The sequence below is a fragment of the Streptomyces sp. NPDC045021 genome, assembly GCF_056432645.1.
Genome location: NZ_JBWKIQ010000015.1, coordinates 174,170 through 200,291, shown reverse-complemented (window position 1 = coordinate 200,291; position 26,122 = coordinate 174,170). Strand labels below are relative to the sequence as shown.

At 68.1% G+C, this 26,122-nt stretch carries 23 protein-coding genes and 2 pseudogenes; 16 read left to right on the top strand and 9 right to left on the bottom strand.

The genetic code is table 11. From position 1 onward, the window contains the following. Both AC07DC_RS35030 and AC07DC_RS35025 read right to left on the bottom strand, forming a co-directional pair. Positions 1–335, bottom strand: a 335-nt coding sequence (locus AC07DC_RS35030) for an ATP-binding cassette domain-containing protein (protein WP_478918542.1), incomplete at its 3' end; no start/stop codon positions are given. Between the two features lie 12 nt (positions 336–347). Then, on the bottom strand, positions 348–1,016 hold the full coding sequence (locus tag AC07DC_RS35025; protein ID WP_478918541.1) for a DUF4097 family beta strand repeat-containing protein: 669 nt from the start codon (positions 1,014–1,016) through the stop codon (positions 348–350). Between the two features lie 222 nt (positions 1,017–1,238). Between AC07DC_RS35025 and AC07DC_RS35020 the strand changes: the two genes are divergently transcribed. From AC07DC_RS35020 to AC07DC_RS34980, 9 genes are all read left to right on the top strand, one after another. Next, the gene (locus tag AC07DC_RS35020; RefSeq protein WP_478918540.1) at positions 1,239–1,991 is read left to right on the top strand and encodes a GbsR/MarR family transcriptional regulator; all 753 of its coding nucleotides are present in this window, start codon (positions 1,239–1,241) and stop codon (positions 1,989–1,991) included. A 161-nt stretch (positions 1,992–2,152) separates the two neighbouring features. Beyond that, complete coding sequence (locus tag AC07DC_RS35015; RefSeq protein WP_478918539.1) at positions 2,153–2,806, top strand: class I SAM-dependent methyltransferase; 654 nt, start codon at positions 2,153–2,155, stop codon at positions 2,804–2,806. Positions 2,807–2,899: 93 nt separating this feature from the next. Next, positions 2,900–3,283 (top strand): VOC family protein, encoded by a 384-nt coding sequence (locus AC07DC_RS35010; RefSeq protein WP_478918538.1) that lies wholly within the window; start codon positions 2,900–2,902, stop codon positions 3,281–3,283. A 238-nt stretch (positions 3,284–3,521) separates the two neighbouring features. Beyond that, positions 3,522–4,148 carry a 2OG-Fe(II) oxygenase gene (locus tag AC07DC_RS35005; RefSeq protein ID WP_478918537.1) on the top strand — a complete coding sequence of 209 codons (627 nt, stop codon included), beginning with the start codon at positions 3,522–3,524 and terminating at the stop codon, positions 4,146–4,148. Then, on the top strand, positions 4,145–4,885 hold the full coding sequence (locus tag AC07DC_RS35000) for a hypothetical protein (protein WP_478918536.1): 741 nt from the start codon (positions 4,145–4,147) through the stop codon (positions 4,883–4,885). Before AC07DC_RS35005 ends, AC07DC_RS35000 begins: the two co-directional genes overlap by 4 nt. A 39-nt stretch (positions 4,886–4,924) precedes the next feature. Beyond that, a complete protein-coding gene (locus AC07DC_RS34995; protein ID WP_478918535.1) occupies positions 4,925–5,836 on the top strand; it encodes a glycosyltransferase family 2 protein in 912 nt (303 codons plus the stop codon). Between the two features lie 199 nt (positions 5,837–6,035). Then, entirely contained in the window at positions 6,036–6,437 is a 402-nt protein-coding gene (locus tag AC07DC_RS34990) for an Imm7 family immunity protein (RefSeq protein WP_478918534.1), read from the top strand. A gap of 375 nt (positions 6,438–6,812) precedes the next feature. Next, on the top strand, positions 6,813–10,547 hold the full coding sequence (locus AC07DC_RS34985; RefSeq protein ID WP_478918533.1) for a S8 family serine peptidase: 3,735 nt from the start codon (positions 6,813–6,815) through the stop codon (positions 10,545–10,547). Between the two features lie 71 nt (positions 10,548–10,618). Further along, entirely contained in the window at positions 10,619–11,677 is a 1,059-nt protein-coding gene (locus AC07DC_RS34980) for a helix-turn-helix domain-containing protein (protein WP_478918532.1), read from the top strand. Between the two features lie 215 nt (positions 11,678–11,892). Here the strand turns inward: AC07DC_RS34980 and AC07DC_RS34975 are convergent, their stop codons facing one another. Next, positions 11,893–13,464 (bottom strand): carbohydrate-binding protein, encoded by a 1,572-nt coding sequence (locus AC07DC_RS34975; RefSeq protein ID WP_478918531.1) that lies wholly within the window; start codon positions 13,462–13,464, stop codon positions 11,893–11,895. 721 nt (positions 13,465–14,185) lie between these two features. Continuing rightward, positions 14,186–14,359, bottom strand: a complete 174-nt coding sequence (locus AC07DC_RS34970) for a hypothetical protein (RefSeq protein ID WP_478918530.1) — start codon at positions 14,357–14,359, stop codon at positions 14,186–14,188. A 265-nt stretch (positions 14,360–14,624) separates the two neighbouring features. Here AC07DC_RS34970 and AC07DC_RS34965 point away from each other — a divergent pair, with 265 nt between their 5' ends. The 5 genes from AC07DC_RS34965 to AC07DC_RS34945 all read left to right on the top strand — a co-directional run bounded on the left by AC07DC_RS34965 (position 14,625) and on the right by AC07DC_RS34945 (position 20,063). Beyond that, complete coding sequence (locus tag AC07DC_RS34965; protein WP_478918529.1) at positions 14,625–15,116, top strand: pyridoxamine 5'-phosphate oxidase family protein; 492 nt, start codon at positions 14,625–14,627, stop codon at positions 15,114–15,116. 525 nt (positions 15,117–15,641) lie between these two features. Beyond that, a complete protein-coding gene (gene rph / locus AC07DC_RS34960; protein ID WP_478918528.1) occupies positions 15,642–18,239 on the top strand; it encodes a rifamycin-inactivating phosphotransferase in 2,598 nt (865 codons plus the stop codon). Between the two features lie 160 nt (positions 18,240–18,399). After that, complete coding sequence (locus AC07DC_RS34955) at positions 18,400–18,738, top strand: HEAT repeat domain-containing protein (protein ID WP_478918527.1); 339 nt, start codon at positions 18,400–18,402, stop codon at positions 18,736–18,738. A gap of 606 nt (positions 18,739–19,344) precedes the next feature. Then, positions 19,345–19,698 (top strand): hypothetical protein, encoded by a 354-nt coding sequence (locus AC07DC_RS34950; protein ID WP_478918526.1) that lies wholly within the window; start codon positions 19,345–19,347, stop codon positions 19,696–19,698. A gap of 47 nt (positions 19,699–19,745) precedes the next feature. After that, entirely contained in the window at positions 19,746–20,063 is a 318-nt protein-coding gene (locus AC07DC_RS34945; protein ID WP_478918555.1) for an NIPSNAP family protein, read from the top strand. 113 nt (positions 20,064–20,176) lie between these two features. Here AC07DC_RS34945 and AC07DC_RS34940 read toward each other — a convergent pair whose 3' ends face one another. Continuing rightward, on the bottom strand, positions 20,177–21,421 hold the full coding sequence (locus AC07DC_RS34940; protein WP_478918525.1) for a GNAT family N-acetyltransferase: 1,245 nt from the start codon (positions 21,419–21,421) through the stop codon (positions 20,177–20,179). A gap of 310 nt (positions 21,422–21,731) precedes the next feature. Here AC07DC_RS34940 and AC07DC_RS34935 point away from each other — a divergent pair, with 310 nt between their 5' ends. Continuing rightward, complete coding sequence (locus AC07DC_RS34935) at positions 21,732–21,959, top strand: hypothetical protein (protein WP_478918524.1); 228 nt, start codon at positions 21,732–21,734, stop codon at positions 21,957–21,959. 258 nt (positions 21,960–22,217) lie between these two features. After that, the gene (locus AC07DC_RS34930) at positions 22,218–22,850 is read left to right on the top strand and encodes a cytochrome P450 family protein (protein ID WP_478918523.1); all 633 of its coding nucleotides are present in this window, start codon (positions 22,218–22,220) and stop codon (positions 22,848–22,850) included. A gap of 162 nt (positions 22,851–23,012) precedes the next feature. Here the strand turns inward: AC07DC_RS34930 and AC07DC_RS34925 are convergent, their stop codons facing one another. The 4 genes and pseudogenes from AC07DC_RS34925 to AC07DC_RS34910 all read right to left on the bottom strand — a co-directional run. After that, positions 23,013–23,768 (bottom strand): MBL fold metallo-hydrolase, encoded by a 756-nt coding sequence (locus AC07DC_RS34925; RefSeq protein WP_478918522.1) that lies wholly within the window; start codon positions 23,766–23,768, stop codon positions 23,013–23,015. Between the two features lie 111 nt (positions 23,769–23,879). After that, positions 23,880–24,857, bottom strand: a complete 978-nt coding sequence (locus AC07DC_RS34920; protein ID WP_478918521.1) for a GlxA family transcriptional regulator — start codon at positions 24,855–24,857, stop codon at positions 23,880–23,882. 275 nt (positions 24,858–25,132) lie between these two features. Then, positions 25,133–25,513, bottom strand: a pseudogene (locus tag AC07DC_RS34915) (helix-turn-helix domain-containing protein); the annotation flags it as partial. Between the two features lie 73 nt (positions 25,514–25,586). Beyond that, positions 25,587–25,955: pseudogene (locus AC07DC_RS34910) on the bottom strand (MerR family transcriptional regulator); the annotation flags it as partial. Positions 25,956–26,122: the final 167 nt, after the last annotated feature.

The following is a 26,122-nucleotide window of genomic DNA, read 5'->3' as shown; positions in this document are numbered from 1 at the left end:
TTGGACAGGTGGTGCAGGTCGGCCATGAGGAGCATGTTCTCCTCGCCGGTGATCAGGTTGTCTACGGCGGAGAACTGCCCGGTGACGCCGATCGCAGCACGGACCGCCTGCGGGTCGGTGGCGAGGTCGTGTCCCCCGATGCGGATGTCGCCGGAGGCGGGGTCGGCGGAGATGAGCGTGGAGAGGATCTTGACGGCGGTGGTCTTGCCGGCGCCGTTCGGGCCGAGCAGCGCGAAGACCGTTCCTTCGGGCACGGCCAGGTCGACGCCGTTGAGGACGAGCTTGTCGCCGTAGGACTTGCGCAGCCCGTTCGCCGCGATGGCCAGATTGGTCATGAGGGGTGCTCCTTACAGGCTGTTGGCGGTGATGTCGCCGTGGCCGGTGGTCGCGTGGATGGTCAGGTCGGCGGTGCCGTCGGTGTTCTGGAGTGCGTTGTGGATCCGGCCGTAGGTGGTGCCGGCGTCCAGGCTGGCGGAGACTCCGCGCGCGGCGCCGACCGAGATCTCGCCGGCCTCGGTGCGCAGTACGACGGTGCCGCGGACGGCTTCGGCGATCCGGATGTCGCCCCGTGCGGTGCTGATCTCCGCGGGGCCGCCCAGTCGGCCGACCTCGACGTCGCCGTCGATCGCGGCAAGGCGGACGCTCGCGGCCTCGTCGATCTTGATCTGGCGGTACGCGCCGTCGAAGGCGATGTCGCCGAGCCGTCCGACGCCCCGGAGTTCGGCGCTGTCCGTCTTCGCCTGGATGCTGGAGCCGGCGGGCAGTTGGATGGTCACTTCGATGGATCCGCTGTTGCCGAGAATCCGGTTCTTCGCCGGTGGGGTCTCGATCCGCAGGACGCCGTCGGTGTATTCGACCGTGGTCTGCTCTGCCGCCTTCACATCGCGGCTTTTCGCGGTGTCCGCGGGCAGGACCTCGACCGTGGTGTCGGTCCGGTCGGCGGCGATGAACCGGATGCGTCCCGCGGGGATGTTCAGGACGGTGGAGATCGGGGTGGGGGTGGCGAACTTCTGCATGGTGTTCTCCTGCAACTCGTTGTTTCTGATGCCGGAAACGCTACGTTGCATTCACTGATCTGACAACACGATCGTTGCGCGCAATCACCATAGTTGCAGGTAGATGGCACAATATCGTTGCAATGGCGTTGGAGTTTAATGCAACGAATTGCATCCAAGCGTTGCAATGGATTGAGAGTGAACGCTATGCTGCGGGCACCACGGAGCACGAAGGAGACCGCGATGCCGGGAGGCAGACTCACCCAGGGGGAACGCCAGCAGATCGCGCTGGGACTGGCCGACAACCTCGCCTACGCGGAGATCGCCAGACGCCTCGACCGCCCCACCTCGACGATCACGCGTGAGGTGACGCGGAACGGCGGTCCCACCGGCTACCGCGCCGACCTGGCCCACCGCGCCACCGAACGCCGTACCCACCGGGCACGGCAGGCCGCCCCCCGGGCGGAGGCGTCCCCGCAACCCCACGGACGCGACGCCGAGGCGGTACGCGAGTACGAGGAGATGTTCACCACCGTCCTCATGCAATCGGGCTTGCCCAAGATGATGTCCCGGGTGCTGACCTGCCTCTACACAACCGACGCGGGTAGCCTCACCGCGTCCGAACTCGCCCAGCGCCTGAAGGTCAGTCCGGCGTCCATCTCCAAAGCGATCACGTTCCTCGAGGGCCAGGACCTCGTCCGCCGGGAACGCGACGAACGCCGCCGCGAGCGCTACATCGTCGACGACGACGTCTGGTACCAGGCGATGGTCGCCAGCGCCCGCGCCAACGACCGGCTCGTCGAGACCGCACGGCAAGGCGTCGGCATCCTCGGCCCCGGCACCCCGGCCGCCGCCCGCCTCGAGAACATCGCCCGCTTCCTCGACTTCGTCGGCGAGAGCATCACCCGCGCCGCGGAGCAGGCCCGCGAGATCCTCTACACGAAACCCGGAACGACCTCAGGCGGCACTGCCGAGCCAAGTTCGGATCGCGGATGAGCAGGCTGGCCCGAGCGATGCTGTCAGCAATGCGGTGCAGGGCCCTCTGGCGCGCCTCCGCGTTACCGGGCTGCTTCGGCCAAGCGGCGAAGCCGATGGCAGCCCGTCGCGTGGGACCGTGACGATGGTAGGACTTGGTCACTGACCTACCGTGTCCGGGTATGAACACCGAGGACTGGTTGGCGGACACCCGGACGTCCTACGACACCGTCGCCACCAGCTACGCGGAGCAGGTGCGCAACCTCCTGGATGAAACACCCTACGAACGCGCGGTTCTGGCACTCTTCGCCGACCTGGTGCACGCCGCCGGCGGAGGGCCGGTTGCGGACGTGGGATGCGGGCCGGGGAGGATTGCGGCGTACCTGCGTGAACTGGGCGTGGACACGTTCGGGATCGACCTGTCGCCCGCGATGATCGAGTCAGCTCGGCGTGATCACCCCGGCCTACGGTTCGAGGTCGGGTCCATGACGGACCTCGACCTCGACGACGCCTCGATGGCCGGCCTGGTCGCCTGGTACTCGCTGATCCACGTCCCCGACGACGAGATCGGCTCGGTCCTCACACACTTCCGGCGAGTGTTGCGGCCAGGCGGCCCGCTGCTCCTCGGCTTCCACGTCGGTGATGAGTCGGTGCTGAAGACGCAGGGCTATGGCGGCCACCCGATGAAGGTCCACGTCCATCGCCGCCAGCTCGGCCAGGTGGCCGGATGGCTCAACGAAGCCGGTTTCACGGTCGAGGCGCAGATGACTCTCAGCTCAGCCGAGAGCACGCTCGGAGGAGTTCTCTTCGCTCGTCGCCGACCCGATACCCAGTAGGGACCAGCGGCTCGACCGAGGATGCCGAGGTCACGACCGCACCGCCTCGATCGGAAGAGGACGAGGCCGGGCCGGCGCGGTTATTCTCGCGGCATGGCATGCCGAATCAGCGAACTCGTCATCGACGCGGAAGACCCTGACCGACTGGCCGCATTCTGGTGCGATGTCCTCGGCTACGTCGAGCTGGCTCGAGAAGGTGACGGCAGTATCCAAATCGGCCCGCCCGGCGTCGGATTCGGCGGAGCACAGCCAACCCTGACCTTCAACGCGGGCCGCGAGCCCCGGCGCGGGAAGCTACCGCTGCACATTGACGTCAGCGCCACCGATCGCGACCAGGACGCCGAGCTTGCCCGGTTGCTCGCACTGGGCGCCGTGCCCGCCGACGTCGGCCAGACCGGTGAAGAGAGCTGGCATGTCCTGGCCGATCCCGAGGGCAACGAGTTCTGTCTCTTGCGCGCGCAGCTGAAGCCCATCTGACGTCCCACCACATCGAGCAAGGTGCAGCGGCTCGGGCGCCACCTGAACCCTGGTGGATGCGAGTACGGAGGTGGTCCGGGACACCCGCAGGAGACCGGAGAGCCCGGCAGGCCACGATCAGGCGACGACCCTGCTCGCTCACCCGTGCGGCCTCTCTCGGAGTGCGGAACAGGCTGTCTGCGGCTTACGTGGAGAAGTCTCTTGCATGCCCGGACATATGCGACCAGAGGGCCTCCCCATGCACCTGCGGTTCAGGACACGGAACGTCGCGTCGGCGTGCGATTTCCTGTCGGTCGCCGAATGCCGCGACCTCATCCGGGCTATGGAGGAGGCGCCGCGGGAACAGGCGCAGGTCGTGCGGGCCGGGGAATCGATCCTGGATCCGTCGCTGCGCCACTGTTTCGATCACCATCTTCCCGACGACTTCAAACGCCCCCTCAGCGATCGCCTGACGTCCTATTTCGACGAACACCGGGTGGAGTTCAACTCCGACGCGGATTACCTGTACGGCCCCTACTTCATGTCGTACGAGAAGGGGAGCTACTTCCGCGCGCACCGCGACGTCGCCAATCACAAGGACGATCCGCCCCGGCTGGCCGCACACCGCTGGTCGCTCCTGCTCTACCTCAACGGGCGCGAAGCCGCCGAGGACCTGCCGGCGTTCGACGGGGGCGCGCTCACCCTCTACGAGACCGAACCGACCCTGCGCGATCGCCGCGTGGTCATTGTGCCGGAGCCCGGCATGTTGGTGCTGTTCCGGGCGTCCTTGATGCATGAGGTGGCGACCGTCCGTGATGGTACCCGGTACGCGATCGCAGGGTGGATGTCCAGTGCAAGCTCTCATCCGCTGGGAGGCAGGCAATGACCGATCACGCCATCGTCAACGAGTCGATCCGCATCTGGGTGGCCGACGAACTTCCTGTCGAAACGAAGACCGCGCTGGCCACGTTCTGCCGCCGCAACAGGTTCCCCCACCTCTATTTCGAGACTCTCGAACCCCTGCTGTCCCGGACCGGCCTCGTTCTGGTGCTGGCCACGACGGACAGGCCGTGGCCGCCCAAGGGGATCGGCTCGCAGACGATCGAGGCCGTCGGCATGGCGTTGATCGGCGCGGAGAAGCGGGCCCACCTCACCCCGGTCCTCACCGACCGCGGCCATGCCACCAACATCGGCCTCGTCGGCGCCATGACCAAACACCTGCTGGAGCACTTGCGTGACTCGGACGTGTCCTCGGCCGGATACCTCGTCCGCCAGGGCGATCGTGCTCTCGAGCGCGCGCTGGAACAGGCGGGGTTCGCCGAGTCCGATCTTCAATCGACCACCGACTACGCCGAGTACCAGGAATTTGCCGCTGCGCCCCAGAAGGTCCTCGACACGCTGAGTCTCAGTCACGTAAGGCTCGGGGACATCCTGGCGCTCGCCCTGGACGGCCGGGAACTCGATCACCTGAGCGCCTACCATTTCGGGCTGACCGTCGGCTTGACGGCCTATCTGCAGGACTCGCTGCGGGACGCGGCACTTCTGCCCGGGCTGATCGATCTGGCCGCCACGCTTCCGCCCGGCGGGGTGCCGCCCGGCACTCCTGGCCCTCCCGAGGAGTGACGGCATCCGGAGAGGGGCGATCGAGGGAGCTCTCCCACCATGCCGGAGCAGTCGGACGACGCGCCTCCCCTGTCGCTGGTCGTGGCGAGCCTGGACGAGGGCGCGGAACTCCATGAAACGCTGAAGTCCGTCTATGCCGGATCGGTCGTTCCCGCGGAAACCGTCGTCGTCGACGACGGGGGCACCGACGGCAGTTGCGCCGTCCTGGAGCGGGACGAGTGGCGCGAGCGTGGAGTCGTTGTGCACCGCATCGAGCGCAGCGGTGTCGCGGCGGCGCGCACCGCGGGTGCCGGGCTCGTGAAGGGGGCCCGGGCCCATCTGGTTTTCCTGGATGCGCACTGCCGGTTGGAACAGGAATGTCTCGCTCGGCTGCGGGCCGCACTGATCGCCGAGCCCGATGTCATCCTGGCGCCTGCCATCCGCGACGTCGGAGGCACCGAGTATGGCTGCGGCGCCCGTCTGCTCGACGCCGAACTGCGGACGCGCTGGCTGCCGCCCGGCCAGGATGACGCCTTGTACCCAGTGCCCATCGCGCCGGGGGGATGTCTGGCGCTGAGCCGGGCCACCTTCGACCGCCTCGGCGGCTTCGGGGCCTTCCGGGAACTCGGACTGGAGGACGTCGACTTCAGCCTGCGGGCATGGCGCGCCGGTGTCGGCGTCCTGGCCGTCCCGTCGGCGAGACTGGCACACCGCTTCCGGCCGAATCCGCCATACCGTCTCAGCTCCGCGAGCCGTGCCTACAACGTGGCACGGGTCGCGCTCATCCACTTCGAGGATTCCCGCCGCGAAGCGTGCCTGCGCAAGATCATCGGAACGCCGAGGGCCGCCGAGGTCCTGGTCGATGTGTTCGTCAGCGACTGGGAAGACCAGCGGAAGAGACTCGCTGCCACCAGTTCGCGGACCATCGAGGAGTTCTTCAACACGTTCGGCGACTGGGAACGGCGGGATTGACATGATCGAACCGGACAAGTCCCCCACACACGCAACGGCGTACAGCCAGGTCCAGCAGGCGTACCAGGACCTCGGACGGCTCGGGCGAAGTCACTGCGACGCCGCGCGGCCTCGGTTGGTGGAGGGCGGAGTGTTGCGGTGAGTGAGGTGAGTTGGATTCACGTGGGGCCGCGGGCAGGCCGCTCAGTAGGCTGCGGCCATGTTCGAATACCACGGTTGGATCAAGGTCCTGGAGAGCGCCGGCGCCAACGATGATGACTACGACGACGGCCTGCTCCAGGGGATCGTCGGCAGCATCAACGATCGCATTCGAGAGATCGACAGCCCGTACCTCCTTGACCTGCGGTGGATGAACGGGGCAGCGTTCGTCCACTTCGGGGGCTTCCCCAACCACCGTGACCCGCAGGTCCTGCGGTTCTTCGCGGAGGTCGGTGAGTGGGCGCCGGGTTCGTACGGCCTGTTGCACGTACGCGATGACGAGGACCCCGGTCGTGAGAATGAGGTCCGCGTCCTCACGATGGTCCGTGGCCGGGTGACCGAGCACGCGGAGTCGCTGCTGTCGCCCTGTACCCCGGTGCTGGAAGACCCGTTCGAGGGCTAGAGACCTGGCGCGCTCAGACCCGCCGCCAGTGCGGCGACATCAGTGGTCGACTCCGGAGTGATCGGGCGGGCGGTAGTGCGTACGGCCGGTCCTGACTCACGAGACCCGACATGGTGCCGCGGCCTCTTCACCGACCAACCCGGCGAATGTCTATTGCTCGACCGAGTGCTGTTCGGGGGAGTCCGAGTTGCCGGATCAGTCGGCCGCTCATCACGCTGAGCGTGGAGAAACTGCGACCGCCGGCTCAATGCCCACCTGCGGAAAGTGCGACCTTGTCCGGATTCGCGCGGACTGCGGCTGGCAAGCCCTTGCCATGGCGAGGACTTGCCGCCATCGGGCCTTCACCTCGGCGTTACTGGCCGATAAACCCATGACATGTTCTCCCCCTCGCAATCTTCCGCCTTCCGGCGCAGGCGCTGGCAGCTGATCTCGGTCGCCACCGTGGTGCCGCTGCTGGCGTCGGGGCTTGCAGTTCTGCAAGCACCCGCACAGGCCGCTCCGAGCAAGCCCACCGTTCCCGCCAAGGCCCAGGCGACCCACAAGGTCACCCTGGTCACCGGCGACGTCGTCACGGTCACCACGATGGCCGACGGCAAGCAGATCGCCGACGTCGACCGGCCGGACAGCGCCGTCGGCGGCGTGAAAATCCAGCAGATCAAGGGCGACCTGTTCGTCATCCCGGACGAGGCCGTGCCGCTGCTGGGCACGGACAAGCTCGACCGGCGGCTGTTCAACGTCACCGACCTGATCGAGATGGGCTACGACGACGCGAAATCAGCCGCGGTGCCGCTGATCGCGACCTACGCCCAGCCGAAGTCTCGCTCGGCCGTCGAGCCGACGGCCCCCCGCGGCAGCAAGCTGACGCGCACGCTCAAGGGCATCCGCGGGGCCGCGCTCAGCACCGAGAAGCGGCAGGCCCGCACTTTCTGGACCACCGTCGCGCCGCAGGGCAGCGCGACGTTGGGCGGGGGTGTGGCGAAGCTGTGGCTCGACGGTCGCGTGAAGGTCAACCTGAAGGAGAGCGTGCCGCTGATCGGCGCGCCCGAGGCCTGGGCGGCCGGGTACACCGGCAAGGGCGTCAAGGTCGCGGTGCTCGACACCGGCATCGACGTCAACCACCCCGACTTCGCCGGCCTGATCGACGGCACGGTCAGCTTCGTGCCGGGTGAGGCCATCACCGACGTCAACGGGCACGGCACGCATGTGGCCAGCACGATCGTCGGTTCGGGCGCCGCCTCAGGAGGCGACTACAAGGGCGTCGCCCCCGGCGCCGACCTGTTCGTCGGCAAGGTGCTCAGCGGCCCGGAGGGCTACGGCCAGGACTCCTGGGTCATGGCCGGTATGCAGTGGGCCGCCGAGTCCGGTGCGGACGTCGTCAACATGAGCCTCGGCGACTCCTACCCGTCGGACGGCAGCGACCCGATGTCGCAGGAGGTCGACGCGCTGTCCGCGCAGTACGGCACGCTGTTCGTCATCGCCGCGGGCAACGCGGGCCCGGAGAGCATCTCCTCCCCGGGCGCGGCCGCCTCGGCGCTGACGGTGGCCGCCACGGACAAGCAGGACCAGCTCGCGTCCTTCTCCAGCACCGGCCCGCTGGCCAACTCCGGCGGCATGAAGCCGGACATCGCGGCGCCCGGCGTGGACATCACCGCGGCCCGCTCGCAGGAGATGACCGACGGTGGTGAGGGCCTCTACCGCACCCTCAGCGGCACCTCGATGGCCACCCCGCACGTGGTCGGCGCGGCGGCGATCCTGGCCCAGCAGCACCCGAACTGGACCGGTGCGCAGCTCAAGGAACATCTGATGAGCACCGCGAAGGGCCTGGCCGACGGGTACTCGCCGTACGAGGTCGGCACCGGCCGTGTCGACGTGGCCGCCGCCGTGCGCACCACGGTCCGCGGCACCGGATCGCTCTTCTTCGGCAACTACACATGGCCGCACGAGTCGAGCGACGTCGCAGTCAAGAAGGACCTGACCTTCACCAACACCGGTTCCGCCGACGTCACGCTGAACCTGGCGCTGACCGACGACGGCGGCCCGTTCACGCTGGGAGCGACCAAGGTGACCGTCCCGGCGGGCGGCACCGCCGCCGTCCCGGTGACCGGTGACCCGCAAGCCGCCTCGCCAGGCCGACACGTCGGCTACGTGACAGGCACCGATGCGACCACCGGGAAGCCGGTGACCCGCACATCCGTGGCGCTGCTCAAGGAGGAGGAGCGCTACGACCTGAACATCAAGCTGGTCGGCCGGGACGGCAAGCCCGCCGCCGGCTGGGTCGGAATCAATCTGGCCGGCGACGTCTGGCCGTGGACGGTCTACGTCGACGGCTCGACCACCATGCGCATGGCACCCGGCCTCTACACCGTCGCGGGGTACCTCGACGTGGCCGGCGAGAAGGCGGACCGCTCGGGTCTGGCCGTGCTGGTCACCCCGGAGACCGTGCTCAAGGACGGCTCCGCGAACGTGGTGCTGGACGCGAGCAAGGCACGCCTGCTGCAGACCGAGGCGCCGCAGCGCACCGAGGACCGCCAGCGCAAGGTCGACTTCAACGTCCACTACAAGGGCCTCGACCCGTTCACGGACTACCGCAGCGCGTACGTGCTGCCGCCGACGTACGACGACGTCTACGTCGCGCCGACGAAGCCGATGACACGGAGCGAGTTCCTGCTGACCACCCGCTGGCGCAAGGGCGAGCCGTCGCTCAGCCTGAGCACGCTGGGCGGTCGGCTCCCCTTCGAGGCACTGGTGCAGGCGGGCAGCGCCCTGGGCACCGCCACGGACAAGCTGGACGCCGTCTACGCGGGCAACGGTGCGGCGGCCGCATACGAGAAGGTCAAGGCCAAGGGCAAGGTCGTCGTCATCGAGCGCAGCGACGAGGTCTCGCCGCAGGAGCGCACCGAGGCCGCGGTCGCGGCCGGTGCGAAGGCGTTGGTCGTGGTCAACGACGGTGTCGGTGCCCTGATGGAGTACGTCGGCGAGTCGACCATCCCGGTCGCCACCGTGCACCGCGACGCGGGCAGGACCCTTGTCGCGATGGCCAAGGCCGGCAATTTGAAGCTGACCGCACAGCAGACCAAGTACACGCCGTTCGTCTACGACCTGACCCGGGACTACCCGGGCAAGGTGCCGGACCAGGCCCTGGTCTACAAGCCGACCAAGGGTGACCTCGCCCGGATCGATGCCCACTACTACTCGGCCACGGACGGCGCGGTGGCGGAAGGCTACCGTTCCGACTTCTCCCTCAGCCCGTCATTCAACATCCCCGAGCTCGAGTGGCACCCGGGCACCCGCACCGAATGGGTGACTCCGGGCCAGGTCTGGAGGGAGTTCCACACGCAGGGCATCGACGGAACCCTGCCGTGGTCGATGGTGTCGGGCGACAACACGTATGCCAAGGGCAGCACCACCCGTCTGGACTGGTTCGCTCCGGCGACCCGGCCCGGCCAGGGCGAGTCCTTCGGTGTGTACAACTCCCGTTGGCAGAACTACATGACCTGGAACGTGCAGGCATGGGCCTCCGCAAGCGACAACATGCGGCTGGGTGGCTACCTGCCGTGGGGTGAGACGCCGTCCCACCTGCAGGTCTTCCAGGGCGACACGCTGATCGACGACAACCCGCACGGCGGAGACATGCAGTGGGTGGAGGTGCCGGCGGGCAACCTGCCCTACCGCGCCGTCCTCGACGCGGAGCGGCCCGGTGACGTCTTCCGGCTGTCGACGCGCACCCACACCGAGTGGACCTTCATGTCCGACACCGTCGACTCGGACCTCTTCGAGCGGTTCTCGGTGCTGAACCTGGACTACCAGCTGGAATCGGACCTGCACGGCGACGTCAAGGCCAACGCGACCCAGCAGATCGCGCTCAAGCCGGTGTCGATGGACTCCGGCACCGTGCCGGGCACCGTCACCAAGGTGACGCTGGACGTCTCGTACGACGACGGAGCCACCTGGCAGAAGGTGACCCTGACCAAGGGCGCCGGAGGCTACTGGAAGGGTTCGTTCAGGACGGCGAAGAAGCCCGGCGGCTTCGTCTCGGTGCGCGCGAGCGCCGGGACGGACAGCGGCTTCAGCGTCAACAACGAGATCATCCGGGCGTACGGCCTGCGATGAGTCGCACCGTCGGGCCCCGGGGAGGCGACTCCCCGGGGCCCTTCCCGCCACACCTGCTCCCAGCAGGGACTATGCAGGGTCTGCCGCCATGGCGCATACTCTCCCCGCTGCGGCAAGCGGAAGAGAGTCGGTCGCCGATGCTGGATGTCCTTGGCCTCGAAGCCGATGACGAGCGCGTCTACCAGGCGCTGCTCGGACGGCCGAACTCCACCGCGACGCTGCTGTCGGATATGCTCGCCCTCTCGCAGGCCGACGTCGACAGAGCCTTGTCCCGGCTGGTCGAGTGGGGACTTGCGATCAGGTCGGCGGATGAGCAGTTCACCGCCGCGCCGCCGGCCATGGCGCTCGGCGCTCTCATCAGCCAGCGCCGGGACGGGCTGCGCATGGCCGAGCAGGCACTGGTGACCTTCGCCGAGGAACACCGGGCGGCGATGACCGGGCGCAGCATCAACGATCTGATCGAGGTCGTCACGGGCGTCGACGCCATCCGTCATCGTTTCCTACAGGTGCAGCAGGCGGCCCGCACGCAGGTCCGCACCTTCATCACCGCACCGTTCCTGGCCGTGCCGCCCGACGAGAACACGGCCGAACCTGCGGCCATCGGCCGAGGCGTGCACTTCCGGGCGGTACTGGACCGGGCCGTGCTGGCAGAGCCGGGCATCATCACCGATGCCATCGATTCACTGCGCAACGGCGTGCAACTGCGTGTCGCCGACCAGCTGCCGATGAAACTCGTGCTGGCCGACGCCGACCTCGGCCTTGTCCCGCTCGCGGTCACACCGGCCGGAGAGCCCGGCGCCGTGCTGCTGCACCGCAGCGGCCTGTTGGATGCCCTGGACGCGTTGTTCGAGACGGTATGGCGCACCGCCCACCCGCTCGAGCTGTCGGGCACCGGCGCAGAAGCCGAAACCACCGTCGAGGTCGGTGCGGAAGGCCCGACCGACCTCGACCGAAGGATCCTCGCGCTACTGCTGGCCGGCCTGACCGACCTGACGGCCGCGACACAGCTCGGACTGTCACCGCGCACGCTGCACCGACGCCTGCGCCACCTCATGGACATGGCGGGAGTTCGGACCCGGATGCAGCTTGGCGGTTACGCCGTCCGACACGGCTGGGTCGAGACACACTGAAGGCCCTGTGCCGTTCAACTCCGCCCGCCGGTCGCATCTCCCTCTCGCCGGTCGCTCCCCTCCCTCTCGCCGGTACAACATCCCACCGGGTCGTCGTACGCCCCAACGCCACACGCCGCTCCCTCGGCGCCTGGCCCGTCATCCTGTGCCCCGACTTCGGATCACACCTGCGACCCGCCCGCCGCACCGGGTGGGTCGCAGGTGCTCCGGGGTGGTTACGGCGTGAGCGCGGTACCGCCGAAAGTCACGACGAGGCGGCCGTCCGCGGCGAAGGACCAGTGCAGGGCGCCGGAGTACGCGGAGCACCGAGAGCCGTTTGACCCGGCCCAGAACTGGTTCGAGCTGTCGGCGTCCCCCACGACCTTGTCGTTCGACCCGCTGCTGCTGCGGCACGAGACATTGTTCCGGAACACCGAAGTACCCGCGTCGAACGAGTAGTTGCGCTGGGAATTGTCGATGCTGACATTGTCCGACACCGACATGGCGCCGGGGTTGCTGTTGTACGTGAACCCGTGATGGCCGTTTCCGTAGGCGATGTCGCGCCGGACGATGTGGTTGACCTTGATGTCATCGCCGCCGAGCTTGTAGCCGTTGCGGTCGCCGTTCGTGTTCTGGGTGCCGTCGGTGAGGGTTCCGTTGCCGTAGGAGAGGGAGTCTTCGATGGTCACCGGGCCGATGGGCCCCGTGTCGGTCTTGGTGTAGAGGTCCCAGCCGTCGTCGATGTTGTTGTGCGACACGTCGTAGCGGAAGACGTTCCCGGGGCCGGAGGTGAGTTTCGCGGCGAAGCCGTCGGCGTTCTCGCCGCCGGAGTCGGCGTTGTCGTGCGACTCCGAGCTCAGGACGAGGTTGTTGGCCGGCCACTGGTCCTTGGGGGTGCTGGAGGCCGTTCGTGAGATCTGCAGTCCCGAGTCACGGTTGAAACGCGTCACCGTGCGCTCGATGATGTTGTTGCTGCCACCCACGAAGATTCCGTTGTCTCCGGCGTGTTCGACGACGATCCCGTTGACGTGCCAGTACGACCCGTTCAGGGCAAGCCCGCGATTGGCCGGGTCCTCGGCCATGGCCGCGAAGTTCAGTACCGGGGTCTCTCCCGGGTAGGCGGACAGCTCCGTGCGGTCGCTGGAGGTGCCGTTGTTGCCCGGAGGGATGGTGACGGTCTGCGTGTAGTGGTAGGTCCCGCCGCGCAGGTAGATCGTGCCACCGGGGGTGACGCGGGTGATCGCCGAGGCGAGCGTCGTCGGGGCCGACTGCGTTCCGGCCGCGCTGTCGCTGCCGTTCGGCGCCACGTACAGCGCGGAGCTCGTCGGCGGAGGCGTGTCGCCCACCTCGACGTCAAGGTAGTCGATATTGGGCAGGCCGGCGGATGTGGTGGGGCTGAGCCGGACGGTGTTGCTGCCTGAACGCAACTGCACGGTAAGCGTCTTGGTCGCCCACGTCGGCCAGGTGCTGGTGCTCTCGAACGACGCCGATGCGGCCGCCGAGCCGTTCACCGTGACATCGGCGGGCCGCGCTGCGGTGGTTCCGTTGGCGAAGCGGACTTTCACTGTGGCCGTGCCCGCGGTGGGGGCGTTCACCGTGAACTGTGCGAAGGCGCCTGTCGCGTTGCTGCCGTTGCAGAACCCGCTGCCGGAGTAGCCGGCCCAGTCGGAGTCGATGGTGCCGGTGCAGACCGCCGGAGAGCTCTCTGCCTCATAGCGGGTGGACGCGGCCTGCGCGGTGTTGCCGGACAGTGCGACGAGCGTGCCGGCCAGAAGGCCAACGCACGCGATGACGGGTCGTAATTGCATCGTTTTTCTCCAGTTGGTTGGCCGGCCCGACCAGGGGTTCGGTGAAAAGGGCGTTGCGGAACCACGCGACGGTCGACGGCAGGAGCGAGCCGGATCGACGCTGCGGCCGGGCAGGGAGTACGGAGCGGGGAGCAGGGAAAGCGCTTTCTGTGGACGGTAGAGGCTCGTCATGAACGGGGTTAAGAGACGCGTACTTGATTCCTATTCACGATGATGAACGGCTGGGGCGTGACGCTTCCCGGCCGAGCCCGGCCGGAAGCGGGCACCGGCTGAATGAACAGGCTTGCCCGGCTGCTGATCGCCGCTGGACCGGGTTCATGAGGCCATATGCGAGTGGATCATGAGCGGGCCTCGGCCGCCGAGTCTGGTGGCGGGGAGTTTCCCATGCCGACCGCGAGTAGGTCGCTCGGCGCACGAACTTGACGGAAGGCATGGTGTTCACGGCTTTGGCCGCGATCGCGGCAGGCAGGACCTGGTCACTGAGCGAGCGCACTTGCGGCGCGCCGCAAAGCTTCGGATGAATTCCCACCGAGGATCGAGTCGCCCGACCTAGAGAGGGGCTGTCACGGTGCGGATTGCGGTTGTGACAGCCTGAGTTCCTACCTGCGGGCCGAGCGGAAAACAGGCATCACAAAGCGACACAAGACCTGGGGTGGGGCACTCAAAGCCCCGCGGAGGCTTGCGTGTGTCGCCGGCGCGTTTCGGCTGCGGACAATTGAGATCAGTTGTGGCCGAACTTCCGCTGCTGCTTGTGAGAGACCTGCTGCTCCAAGATCGGGCGCACCGTCTCATCTGTGGCCGATGTCGTCGCCTGCTCCTTCGTCGCCACCGGGGCACTGCGTTCATGGCCGCCGGTGCGGGCGCCGCGGTTCTGCCGACTCTGTTTCTTGCCCATGATCGTGCCTCCTGTAGAAGATTTCGGAGGATGGGCAGCTACCAGGCTGCCATGCGAGTACGAAGATCGCATTTCGGCACCCAGGGCAGATTGCGCCGCTAATGGAAGTCCTTGGTGAATCGGAGATGGTGCTGTCATTCCAGGAGGAGCGCGCCTTCGCTGCACTTCGTCCGGCGCGCTTCGGAGGTGCAATAGTAAAAACTTGTGGATGCAGATTATTTAGGGGTCGTGGTGTCGAGGCTCGGGTTGTCGTAGCGTCACGACCATGACGACCTGGAAAGAGTTCACCGAGGGCGCGCCGAGGATCGCCGGCATCTTCACCCGCCGTCATGCCGCGACCGGCAACCTGTGCCTGCTTGCCACACTCCGCTCGGACGGATTCCCGCGGATCAGCCCGATCGAGCCGAGAGTGTTCGAAGACCAGTTGTGGCTCATTGGTATGCCGGACACCACCAAATTCCGGGACCTGGGCCGCGACCCACGGTTCTGCCTGCATACGGCAACGGTCGACGCCGAGGTCAAGGACGGTGACGCGAAGCTGTGGGGTGTGGTCAACGACGTCCAGGACAAGGCGCTGCATCAGCGGTTTGCCACCGCACTGTTCGAAGACACCGGGTTCGACCTCCGGGGACGCGACTTCGACCACTTCTACGCGGCCGATGTGACCGGCGCGTCGGCGGTAGAGGTCGGCGGCGGCCACATGGACGTCACGATCTGGAAGCCCGGTGCGCCGGAGCGTGTTGTACGGAAGCACTGATCCCATAGGCACGACTTGCTGGCTCCGCGGCCGCATCCGTACGCCGGTGGGACATCCGCCCGGGCCAACGCCGCGTACCCGTACGCGGCGCGCCACCGCTTCGCGCGAAGCCTGTCAGTTCCATTGGACGGCAAAAGGCAAAGGCAAGGAGAGCACTCTCCTTGCCACTCTCAACATATAGCGCGCTGGGGGGCTTGCCGCAAGACCCGGGTCATGGCGCAGAATCGTCGGCTGATGCCACAACCTGCGGAAATGAGGGCACGACGTGCGTGTGTTGCTGTCGACGCATGGGGGACGCGGTGACGTCGAACCAGCGGTGGGACCGGCGGTGCAGTTGCGGGTACTCGGCGCGGAGGCGCGGGGGTGCGCTCCGCCCGACTGGGCGGAGCGGCGGGCCGACTCGTCAGAGGGAACGCCACCGGGGCTGAGGACGTGCTCGACAAGAAGTTCGAAAGAGGTGGAGGCGCCGGTGATTCGATCTGCCACCGCAGTGCAACGGAGCACGGCTGCCTCGGAGGTGTCGCAGTGATTGAGCAGTACGTGTTGGATCTTCAAGAGGTCGACGAGACGCAGGTCGCGGTCGTTGGCGGCAAGGGCGCACACCTGGGCGGGCTGTCGCGGATCGACGGCATCCGTGTGCCGGCTGGCTTTTGCGTGACGACCGACGCGTTCCGGCGGATCATGGAGGAAGCGCCGTCGATCGAGGATCGGCTCGATCAGTTGTCGCGCTTGAACCCGGACGACCGGGAGGAGATCCGCACGCTCAGCGCGGAGATTCGCCGGACCATCGAATCGATTGCCATCCCGGGCGACCTCGCGGCGGCGATCACCCGCGCGCTCGCCCAGCTCGGCGAGCAAGCCGCCTACGCCGTCCGATCCAGCGCGACGGCAGAGGACCTGCCGACGGCCTCCTTCGCCGGCCAGCAGGACACGTACCTCAACGTCGTGGGGCCGACGGCGATCCTCCAGCACGTCAGCCGGTGCTGGGCCTCGCTGTTCACCGAGCGCGCCGTGACCTACCGCCAGCGGAACGGCATCGACCACAATACGGTCCACATGGCCGTGGTCGTGCAGCAGATGGCCTTCCCACAGGCGGCCGGCGTCCTGTTCACGGCCGACCCCGTCACCGGCAACCGGAAGGTCTCCACCGTGGACGCCGGCTTCGGCCTCGGCGAGGCCCTGGTCTCCGGCCTGGTGAACCCGGACGTCTTCACGGTGCGACACGGCGAAGTCGTCGCCAAGGCTATCGCCGCCAAACAGCGTGCCATTTACGCCCTGCCGACCGGCGGTACGCAGGAAGTGGCCATCGACGCGCAGCGGCAGGAGCAGCCGGCGCTGACGGATACACAGGTCGTACGGCTCGTGCAGCTCGGGCGGCGGATCGAAGCGCACTTCGGCCGCCCGCAGGACATCGAATGGTGCCTGGTCGACGACGGCTTCCAGATCGTGCAGAGCCGACCGATCACGACGCTGTTCCCCATCCCCGAGACCGGCGACCAGGAGAATCACGTCTACGTCTCCGTCGGTCACCAGCAGATGATGACCGACCCCATGAAGCCCCTGGGGTTCTCCATGTGGCAACTGACGGCCATGGTGCCGATGCACGAGGCCGGCGGGCGGCTGTTCGTCGACGTCACCCGGCGCCTGGCCTCGCCCGCCAGCCGCGCCGGCCTTCTGGACATCATAGGGAGAGGCGATCCGCTGACCAGGGACGCGCTGGAGACCGTCCTCGATCACGGCGACTTCGTCGCGTCGCTCCCGGACGCGGGTCCCGGTGGGCTGCCCGCCGGCGGTGCGTCCGCCCCGGCCGAACCCGATCCGGCCATCGTCACCGAGCTGATCGAGCGCAGCCAGGTGTCCATCGCCGCCCTGGAGCGCGATGTCCGGGCGAAGACCGGACCGGAGCTGTTCGACTTCCTGCTGGAGGCCTTCGCGGAGCACAAGCGAGTCCTCAGTGATCCGCTGAGCCTTCAGGCGATCATGGCGGGGATGGAGGCCACGTGGTGGCTCAACGACAAGCTGCAGGAGTGGCTGGGCGAAAAGAACGCGGCTGACACGCTCACGTTGTCCGCCCCCGACAACGTCACATCGGAGATGGGACTGGCGCTGCTCGACGTCGCGGACGTGATCCGCCCGCATCCGGAGGTGGTGGCGTTCCTGCAGGGCGTCGACAGCGAGGGCTTCCTGGACGAGCTGGCGAAGCTCGAGGGCGGGACCGAAGCGCGGGACGCCATCGAGTCCTACCTCGACCGGTACGGCATGCGCTGCGTCGGCGAGATCGACATCACGAGGCCACGTTGGCGCGAGCGCCCCACCACGCTCGTGCCCGTGATCCTCGACAACGTCAGGATCTTCGAGCCGGGCGCCGCCGAGCGGCGCTTCGAGCAAGGGCGGCAGAAGGCGCAGAAGAAGGAACAGGACGTGCTGTCCCGCTTGCGGGCCCTGCCGGACGGGGACCGGAAAGCCGACGAGGCCAAGCGGATGATCGACCGGGTCAGAACCTTCATCGGGTACCGGGAGTACCCGAAGTACGGCATCGTCAGCCGCTACTTCGTCTACAAGCAGGCCCTGCTGGAGGAGGCCGAGCGCCTCGTGCAGGCGGGCGTGCTTCCTGAGGCGGAGGACATCTTCTACCTCACGTTCCAGGAACTCCACGATGTCGTGCGCTCGAACCAGGTGGATGACGAGCTCATCCAGCAGCGCAAGGACGCGTTCCGGTCGTACCACGCGCTCACGCCGCCCCGGGTGCTCACATCGGAGGGTGAGGCCCTCACCGGGGCGTACCGGCGTGACGACGTGCCGGCCGGCGCCCTGACCGGTCTCCCGGTTTCCGCCGGGACCATCGAGGGAAGGGCCCGCGTCATCCTTGACATGGCGGAGGCCGATCTCGAAGCGGGCGACATTCTGGTCACGACCTTCACGGACCCCAGTTGGTCACCGCTGTTCGTCGGAATCGCGGGCCTGGTGACGGAGGTGGGCGGCCTGATGACCCATGGCGCAGTGATCGCCCGGGAGTACGGCTTGCCGGCCGTCGTGGGTGTGGAGCGGGCCACCCGGCTGATCCGGGACGGGCAGCGGATCCGCGTGCACGGAACCGACGGGTACGTCGAGATCCTGTCTTGACATCCTGCTTTGACCGACCACACCGAGAAGCCCCGTCGGCGCTGTCGCGCCGACGGGGCCGGCCGTCGGGTCGTTCGATGAGCTTGCCTGGGTGAGCCCACCGAAGGGAAGTGCGCTTTTGCGGTGTCATGGCCCCGATCGTGGTAATAATCTGACGGGCGTGACGCAGAATTTCCGTGAGGCAATGCGGTTGATGCGAACTCGCGATCCGCAGCGTCAGGAGGACGGGTTCCACCAACTCCTTCCGCATGCGGCAGAGCATCTCGACGAGCTCCTCGAGCAGTTCGAGCAGGAGCAGGACGATCAAGGTTTGCGCCGCTGGCTGCTCGAGCTCATCGGGGCAGCCCAATCGCCCGCCGCTCTGCCGACTCTCGGCGCTCAACTCACCAGCCCTGATGAGTCCCTACGAATCTGGGCGGCCGTTGGCCTGACCAAGCTCGACACCCCCGAGGCTCGTACCTTGCTCTGGAAAGCCCGGGCCAACGGCTTGATCACGTAGTTGAGGTCACCCGGGACGCCCTGTCCTTCTCGGACCGACAGCACAGGGCGCTCGAACCGACCGCGTTGGTGAGGTCGACAGTCATCAGATGCCGTTTCCGTCATCGGGAGTTGCACCGTCCTTTTGCCGTCCACGACATCGATCAACGCCGCCGCAGTTCTGCGTGCACCTGCCGTCGGGAAGTGGGCGCATGTGGTGTCAGGGAGGGAACGGGTTTCAATCCGTGTCCGTCCAAGCCGCTGAGATCCGGTGTGGTTCGGGGCATGCGGCTGCGGCCGTGGCTGTGCTCCCGCACCGCCCGCGTCACTCCTGTCCTGACGATGAGAGGAGAGCGTCATGTCTCTGGTTCCCAGAGAAATCCCGGCCGGACCTCAGCGGTCCACGAGTGTCGCGATGCCGGGTCCGACGTTGGGGCGTCACCGGCATCGACGGAGCATGGGTGCGGCAAGTGCGTTGCTTGCCCTGGGCGTGCTGTGCGGATGCGCCGCGACGTCGAGGCAGGAGGCGACGCCCCCGGGGCCGAGAGATCCGACCGCGCAGGCACTGTTGGCCGGGAGATGCCCAGCTCGTCCGCCGGGCACCGTCGTGCCGGGGGCGGGGGCGGGGGTGGGCAGCGGGAGGCCGTTCGAACCGCTTGCGGCCGATGAGGTGCTGATCTGCCGATACCCGGGCCACACCGGGGTGGCCGACTGGGGTCCGCCGCAGCGGATCCGAGTCGACGACCGTGCCCAGGCGGCCGTCTGGCAGGCGCGTTTCAACTCGCTCGACCTGATCAAGCCCGACACCAAGTACAACTGCCCGGACTACACGCGGGGTGAGGTGGTTCTGGGCTTCATCGGCCAGGGGAAGGTCGTGGTCATCAGCGTCGACCTGGGGAAGTGCAACTTCGCGAACAATGGCAAGAGATCGGCCCAAGCTACCGCAGCGTTGGAAGCCGACCTGCTGCCCAAAGAACATTAGGGGGACTGACGTCCACGAGAGAGGACGCTTGCGGCATCATGGCGCTCGTGATCACCATCCATCTCAAGTACGAGATCGACGCCGACAAGCTCGCGGACTTCGAGGAGTACGGTCGCCGCTGGGTCAGACTCGTCAACCGCTTCGGCGGAACGCACCACGGCTACTTCCTGCCGAGTGAGGGCGACAGCGATATCGCCTACGCCCTCTTCTCCTTCCCCGGCTTCGCGGCGTACGAGCAGTACCGCAAGGACAGCATGTCCGACCCGGAATGCCAGGAGACAATGGAACTGGCCCGCGCCACAGGCTGCATCAAGCGGTATGAGCGCCGCTTCCTACGCCCGCTTAACGGGGAGGCCGGGCAGTAAAGCCCGCCGGGCCGGGCGAGCAGGACGCCGACGCGGAGATACAGCTGCGCTGTGGGGACCGGTTCGCGTCCGACGCGAAAGGGACTTGAGATTCGCGGTCGTCGAGCCGGCGGTCAGAACCAGTGCAGGCAGTGCGGGGAGCGCTCGGCGCGGAAGAGGGTGTCAGCGAGGGTGGCCGCGCCCGGGCGGTGGGCCCGGATGTGTCCGGCACGCACGAGCGTGCTCGGTGCGGTGCCGCCGAGGTAGACCGAGCCCAGATCGCTCACGTCCAGGGACAGGTCGGGCTCCCGGTCCGTCGGGACGCAGTCGGCCTTGCCGTCCCGGACGGTCAGCAGGTAGCGGCCGTGCTCGCCGAGGAACGGGTCGTCGACGTCGAGGACGAGCTCGCCGTCCGTGGACCAGCCGCGCGCTGTCAGCGCACGCGGAATGTCCAGCAGCCGCACCCAGAGCCAGTCGGTGTCGTTGCTCACCTGGCCGGCGCGGAAGTCCGCAAGCTGCCAGCGCAGCGGGTGTTCGGGCGGGAAGTGCTTGAACACGACCTGGGCGACCAGGTCGTGTCCGAGCACGAAGCGGGCCAGGGCCGTGGAGACGGCGTCGTTGGTGGCGATGGTCTCGTCGACCGTCAAGTTTTTGGGCTCGCCGAGCGAGTAGCTGGCGTACCCGTCCGGGACGCCGTCGGCGTCACGGTGGACGGCGACGTAGCGCGGCGCCGGAGAGATCGGGGGCTGCCCCGCGCCCATGGCCCACCAGCGGTGCGGCCGGGACAGCGCGCCGGGCTGGGCGCGGCGGTACCGGTCGTAGACCTCCTCCAGGATCTCGCCGCACTCGGCACGCCGCAGTACCTCGACCGAGCCGGTGTCCGAGCCGGAGTCCGAGCCGGTCGCTGGGGCGTCGGCCGTACGGCGCGCCCGGGGGAGGGCCAGGGCGGCCTGGTGGCGCGGCACCGTCAGCCGCGCCGTGTAGGTCGCCGGTCCGTAGCCGAACCTGCGGTAGATCAGTGCCTCGGAGGCCAGCAGTACGGAGAGGAACTCCCCTCGGGCCCGCAGCTCGGTGAGCTGGTGCCGCATCATCGCGCTGAGCACGCCCTGGCGTCGGTGCGAGGGCAGGACGCCGACTGCGGTCACCCCGGCGGCCGGGACGAGGATCTCACCGGGCAGGGTGAGCTCGAAGGAGTACGCACCGGCGGTGCCGACGGGCCGTCCGTCCGGTGCCATGGCGAGCAGGTTGCGGTCCATTTCGAGCGCCGACCACCAGACCCCGCCGCCCTCGGTCGGGGTTTCCGGGAAGCGCCCGAACGCGGCGTGGAGTGTGTCGACGAAGACGTCGAGGTCCTGGTCGGTCGTGGGACGGATCTCCATTGCTGCCGCTGTCTCCTCGGTATACCGGCACCACGGCCCGTGGCGCCCCGCCACAGTGCAGCGGTGACCCGTGGCCGGGTCAAGCGAATTACGGTCGGAGCCGCCGGTCACAGCCCAGCCCCAGCACAGTCCGGTCCCGGCCGGGCCCCGGCGGTGAGTTGGTGGTGGTCGGCCTCGGCGCCGGTGATCCCCGCCGCCGCCCGCAGAGGAGGCTCAGCCCTCGGCACCACCGCGGGTCAGCTTCTGTTCGAACCGGTAGTGTCGCCGCTGCGCAGAGCGAGTTGACGCACACGGGGAGAGCGGGGCACGGATGTACGTCCTGGAGCCGGGGGGTACGGAGCAGTTCTGCGACGGTACCTTCGCCATCGGCGCGGTGTCCCCGTTGCTGGCGCTGAGCCCGGCGACCTACACCGCGGGGTCGGGCAAGGGCTGCCGCGAGCCCTCCTCGGTCTTCTTCACGGTCGGACGCAACGGCCATCTGCTGCTGTACAGCATGGACGCGGACGCAGAACCGGCAGAGTACGTGCGGAAGTCCTGACCGCCGTCTCCAGAACGGCAGCGGCACCGTTCCAGGGCCGCTTCCAACGATCATTTGGCAGACGACGTCATGGAACGTTCGGCCGAGGCGTACAAGGGTGAGGCGGTTGTCGGCGCCCTCCCCACTGACAAGCCTCGCCCGGAGCCGCCTACGTCAAGGTGTCCACCTTGCCGATGAGGTCTTGAGGCACGCCGTCGCCAGTGGGTGGCGGTGACGGGGTGGAGGGCCGAGCTTTGGTTTGCCCGTTAGCCTGGCGCCATGCCCTTGATGAGCCACACGGTGCTTACCGATCCCGAGTTCGCCGTCCCGTCGGTGCCCGACTCCCCGCCCGGTGGCGTCGCCTGGTTGAGGTCGTCCGTCGCGCGTTTCAGCAGCGGTACTGCTCACCAGCGCAGGCGCGCGCTGGCAGTGGTCGAACTGGCCTGCGTCGATCCGGACAGTCTTCGGCGGCGGGCGGCCGAGCGCGGGGGCGGCCCGGTCGAGGTGCTTGCCGAAGCACTGGGCCTGCGTGCGGACGTCGCCGACGATGTCGCGATGGTGGCGAAGTCCTACCAGCCGCACACCGCGATCACCGAGGAGGCGGATCAGGCGGTCGTCCGGCTGGTCGAGGCCTGCGGCGGTGTCGCCGACGAAGCCACGGCCAACCGGATCGGGTTGCTCATCCAGGCCTGTGACGCGACCAAGGCTCTGGTGGCGAACACGGTGGCCGGTCGAACCGATCCGCCGGTGCCGCTGACTCGTCGAGTCGCGCCGGACGGCACGCTCGTGGAGATCAGTCTCGCAGAAGCGCCATTCGGGATCGGCCCCCACGCATGCCCCGGTCGTGAGCACGCGCTCGCGCTCGCGGCCGGCCTGGTGGAAGCGATGTCCCAGGATGCTGCCGGGGAGTAGCGTTCTGGCGTGGTGCCCGTTCGCCGGGTAGATGATCGTGTGGTCTGTGGGTCCGTGCCGTCGCGCGTTCACAGCAACGGCCCCCCGTCCACGTGCTGGCCACCATGACTGACAAGATCGGCTTGCCTCCGATGATGCCCACTGCCAGCAGCTGACGGAAGATCAGACGGCGTTGTTGGAGCGGGTGGTGATACGGCCGGCTGCTGCGAGTCGGGTCAGGCGGTCGAGCTCTCGGTCGGCCCAGCGTCGGACCCGGTCGGGTTCCAGCGGGGCGCCGTGGCCGACGTGGAGTCGGGTGGGGTTGAGGGCGAGCATCTCGCGCAGGCTGGTGAGGTTGCGCTGCGGGTCGTCGTGGAAGGGCGGATTGGCCGGCTTGCCCGGGATGAGTCCCATGAAGGAGTTGGCCACCAGGTCGCCGGCGACGAGGTCTCCGTCGTCGGTGAGGACGGAGATCGATCCGGCGGTGTGTCCGGGGGTGGGCATGATGCGGGCGGCGATCCCGAAGTCCGCCAGGGGAGTCTCACCGCGGATCAGGACGTCGGGTTCGAGGGGTTCGGCCTGGGCGTGCAGGTCTTTGCTCCTGTCCATGAGGCGGCCCATCGGGCCGGTGGGCAGGTACGGTTCGCGGACCCGGCCGGTGCGGTACGGCACGAGGTCGGCGATGTGGCCGGCGACGGGCGCGCCGGTGAGGCGGTGCAGTTCGGCGGCGGAGCCGAAGTGGTCGATGTGCCCGTGGGTGATGACGATCAGTGAGACGTCGCAGGGGTCCACTCCGTGCTCGGTGATCCGGTCGTAGATCTTCTGGCCGCTGCCGGGTGTCCCGGCGTCGACGATCACGGGCCGTCGGCCCAGGAGCAGGTAGGCGGTGATGGCCGTTCGGCCCATGACCGGGATGGGGATGACTTTCGTGCGGGACATGGCGTCCTCCGTGAGGTGATGGGCGGCTGCTGCTTGTGTGGGCATGCTGGGGCTCCGTCCGACTGCTGCTGCTGAGGGACGGTGCGGGCGGGTGGCGCGGGTGTGTCGGGGTTACCGGAAGCGGCGCCGGTATTCGGCGGGAGTGGTCCCCAGTCGGCGTTGGAAGGAGCGGTGCAACGTTTCCACCGAGCCGAGGCCGCTGGCCGTGGCGATCTCCGGCAGGCTCCGGTCGCTCTCCTCCAGCAGGCGGCGGGCGGCTTCGAGGCGGGCGGACTCCACATAGGCGGCCGGCGTGACATCGGTGCGTAGGCGGAACAGCCGGGAGAAGTGGCGCACACTCAGGTGCAGTCGTGCGGCCAGGGCTTCGGCGGAGAGGTCCTCGGTGAGGTGGTCGGCGATCCACACGCGCAGGTCGTCGATCCGGTCGCCCGACGTGGCCGGGGCGGAGAGCGGAACGCTGAACTGGCTCTGCCCGCCGGAACGTTTGACGTACATGACCATCATCCGGGCGGTGGCCAGAGCGAGGGCCTGACCGTGGTCGTCGGCGACCATGGCCAGCGCCATGTCCATTCCCGAGGTGACGCCGGCGCAGGTCCACACGCTCCCGGATCGGATGAAGATCGGGTCCGGATCGACGGTGACCAGCGGGTGGTCGGCGGCCAGCCGGTCCGCGGTCAGCCAGTGGGTCGTGGCGGACAGGCCGTCCAGGAGGCCCGCTGCGGCCAGTAGATGCGCTCCCGCGCAGATCGACCCGGTTCTGCGCGCCCGGGGCCCCGCTTTCCCCAGCCAGTCGGTGACGGTGCGGTCGATCACCGGCTCGACGCCGTCGCCGACCAGGTTGACGGCGCCCGCCACGAGCAGGGTGCCGACCCGGCCGGGCACCTCGTCGAGGGTCAGGTCGGCCAGCAGTCGGACGCCGCTGGAGGTGGCGACCGGTCCGCCGTCGGCTGTGGCGATCTGGACGAGGTAGCCGGGGTGGTCGGTGCCGGCCACCCGTGTGGCGACCGAGAACACCTCGGCCGGGCCGGTGACATCGAGGAGTTCGACACCGGGGAAGGCCACGATGACAACTTTGTGCATTGCGGGCATGTGCTGATCATTTCGCCCCGCTGTGATGGCTGCAATGACGAGGTTCTGTCAGATTCGGCCCTCCACCGTGCCGCAGGACATGCCCCACCTGTCCAAGGTCTCCAGTGCCTCGCCGCGCTGATCCTGCGGGGGTCAGGCTGCCTTGAGCGGGGTGCTGTCGTAGGACCAGCGGAATGGGCGCGCCTGGTCGTCGTAGGCGAGGGTGAATTCGCGGATCTGCTCGACGAGGTCCTGGCAGGAGTCGAACTCGCGGCGTTCGAGCCGACCTGGGAGGCCGAGATGCCGGTGCTGGCCAGGTGATCAGCGATGGCGCGATGGGTCCACCGGCTGTCGACGGCGGGGCGTGCCGAGGTCACCGTGGCCACAATCGCCACATGCACTTCGGGACCGTAGCGGCGCGGGTGCCCCGGCCGGGGACGGTCCTCCAGGGCTGCGAGTCCTTCGGCGGTGAACCGCTTACGCCAGCGGCGCGCGGTGTCCAGGTGCAGCCGGAGCGTGCGGGCGATGACGGCGTTCGCGGTGCCCTGTGCGCAGGCCAGGGCGACATGCGCTCGCTGCACCCGCCGCAGCGGCGCCGTTCGCGAGCTCGCCAGTTCTCGTAATAACGCGAGCCGGTCACTGTTCCAGAGCACCGCGAACGGACTGGACGACGTCATCCCCACCTTCCCGAGCTTCTTGATCACCACGGAGGGTAGCGCCGCTGACCTGCGCCGGAGCAGTCGATGCCGGGCCGGGCTGGCAGGGAGTCCCGGTGTCCATGGATGCGGAGGCGCTGGCGATGACCGAGTCGAGCCTGTCTCGGGTGTGCGTGAGATCGACGATGTGCTGGTCGATGCGACCGCGCTCCACAGCCAGGCGGTCGAGGAGTTCAGGTGTGGCCTTGCCGTCGATGACGCAGGGCGTGAGCTCGGCGATGATCTTGCTCGACAGGCCGGCGGTGAACAGCTCCCGGACCAGGAGGATCCGGGCGACCGCGGTTTCCGGGTAGTGGCGCTGGCCGGTGTTGCTTCGTTCGGCGGTGAGCAGGTTCTGCTCCTCGTAGTACCGCAGGGCCCGGGTGCTGACGCCTGTGCGGCGTGCGAGTTCCCCAATGCGCATTCCGAGCTCCATGTGATCTACGCCATAACGACTTGCCTTTGACGTCAACGTCAAGTTTTAGCGTAGCTGACATGACCCCGGGGTTTTCGCCCGATACGTCACGGATCAACGCCGCACGCATCCTCAACGTCAAGACCACTTGACCCGCCACCCGCACCACACCGGAA

What these genes read in the sequence shown, in the direction of transcription:
- AC07DC_RS35010 (WP_478918538.1), top strand. Translation starts at nt 2,900, where the DNA reads ATGGCATGCCGAATCAGCGAACTCGTCATCGACGCGGAAGACCCTGAC.
- AC07DC_RS35005 (WP_478918537.1), top strand. Translation starts at nt 3,522, where the DNA reads ATGCACCTGCGGTTCAGGACACGGAACGTCGCGTCGGCGTGCGATTTC.
- AC07DC_RS34985 (WP_478918533.1), top strand. Translation starts at nt 6,813, where the DNA reads ATGTTCTCCCCCTCGCAATCTTCCGCCTTCCGGCGCAGGCGCTGGCAG.
- AC07DC_RS34995 (WP_478918535.1), top strand. Translation starts at nt 4,925, where the DNA reads ATGCCGGAGCAGTCGGACGACGCGCCTCCCCTGTCGCTGGTCGTGGCG.
- AC07DC_RS34935 (WP_478918524.1), top strand. Translation starts at nt 21,732, where the DNA reads ATGTACGTCCTGGAGCCGGGGGGTACGGAGCAGTTCTGCGACGGTACC.
- AC07DC_RS34930 (WP_478918523.1), top strand. Translation starts at nt 22,218, where the DNA reads ATGCCCTTGATGAGCCACACGGTGCTTACCGATCCCGAGTTCGCCGTC.
- AC07DC_RS34920 (WP_478918521.1), bottom strand. Translation starts at nt 24,857, where the DNA reads ATGCCCGCAATGCACAAAGTTGTCATCGTGGCCTTCCCCGGTGTCGAA.
- AC07DC_RS34970 (WP_478918530.1), bottom strand. Translation starts at nt 14,359, where the DNA reads ATGGGCAAGAAACAGAGTCGGCAGAACCGCGGCGCCCGCACCGGCGGC.
- AC07DC_RS34925 (WP_478918522.1), bottom strand. Translation starts at nt 23,768, where the DNA reads ATGTCCCGCACGAAAGTCATCCCCATCCCGGTCATGGGCCGAACGGCC.
- AC07DC_RS35020 (WP_478918540.1), top strand. Translation starts at nt 1,239, where the DNA reads ATGCCGGGAGGCAGACTCACCCAGGGGGAACGCCAGCAGATCGCGCTG.
- AC07DC_RS34940 (WP_478918525.1), bottom strand. Translation starts at nt 21,421, where the DNA reads ATGGAGATCCGTCCCACGACCGACCAGGACCTCGACGTCTTCGTCGAC.
- AC07DC_RS35025 (WP_478918541.1), bottom strand. Translation starts at nt 1,016, where the DNA reads ATGCAGAAGTTCGCCACCCCCACCCCGATCTCCACCGTCCTGAACATC.
- AC07DC_RS34975 (WP_478918531.1), bottom strand. Translation starts at nt 13,464, where the DNA reads ATGCAATTACGACCCGTCATCGCGTGCGTTGGCCTTCTGGCCGGCACG.
- AC07DC_RS34965 (WP_478918529.1), top strand. Translation starts at nt 14,625, where the DNA reads ATGACGACCTGGAAAGAGTTCACCGAGGGCGCGCCGAGGATCGCCGGC.
- AC07DC_RS34990 (WP_478918534.1), top strand. Translation starts at nt 6,036, where the DNA reads ATGTTCGAATACCACGGTTGGATCAAGGTCCTGGAGAGCGCCGGCGCC.
- AC07DC_RS35015 (WP_478918539.1), top strand. Translation starts at nt 2,153, where the DNA reads ATGAACACCGAGGACTGGTTGGCGGACACCCGGACGTCCTACGACACC.
- AC07DC_RS35000 (WP_478918536.1), top strand. Translation starts at nt 4,145, where the DNA reads ATGACCGATCACGCCATCGTCAACGAGTCGATCCGCATCTGGGTGGCC.
- AC07DC_RS34980 (WP_478918532.1), top strand. Translation starts at nt 10,619, where the DNA reads ATGCAGGGTCTGCCGCCATGGCGCATACTCTCCCCGCTGCGGCAAGCG.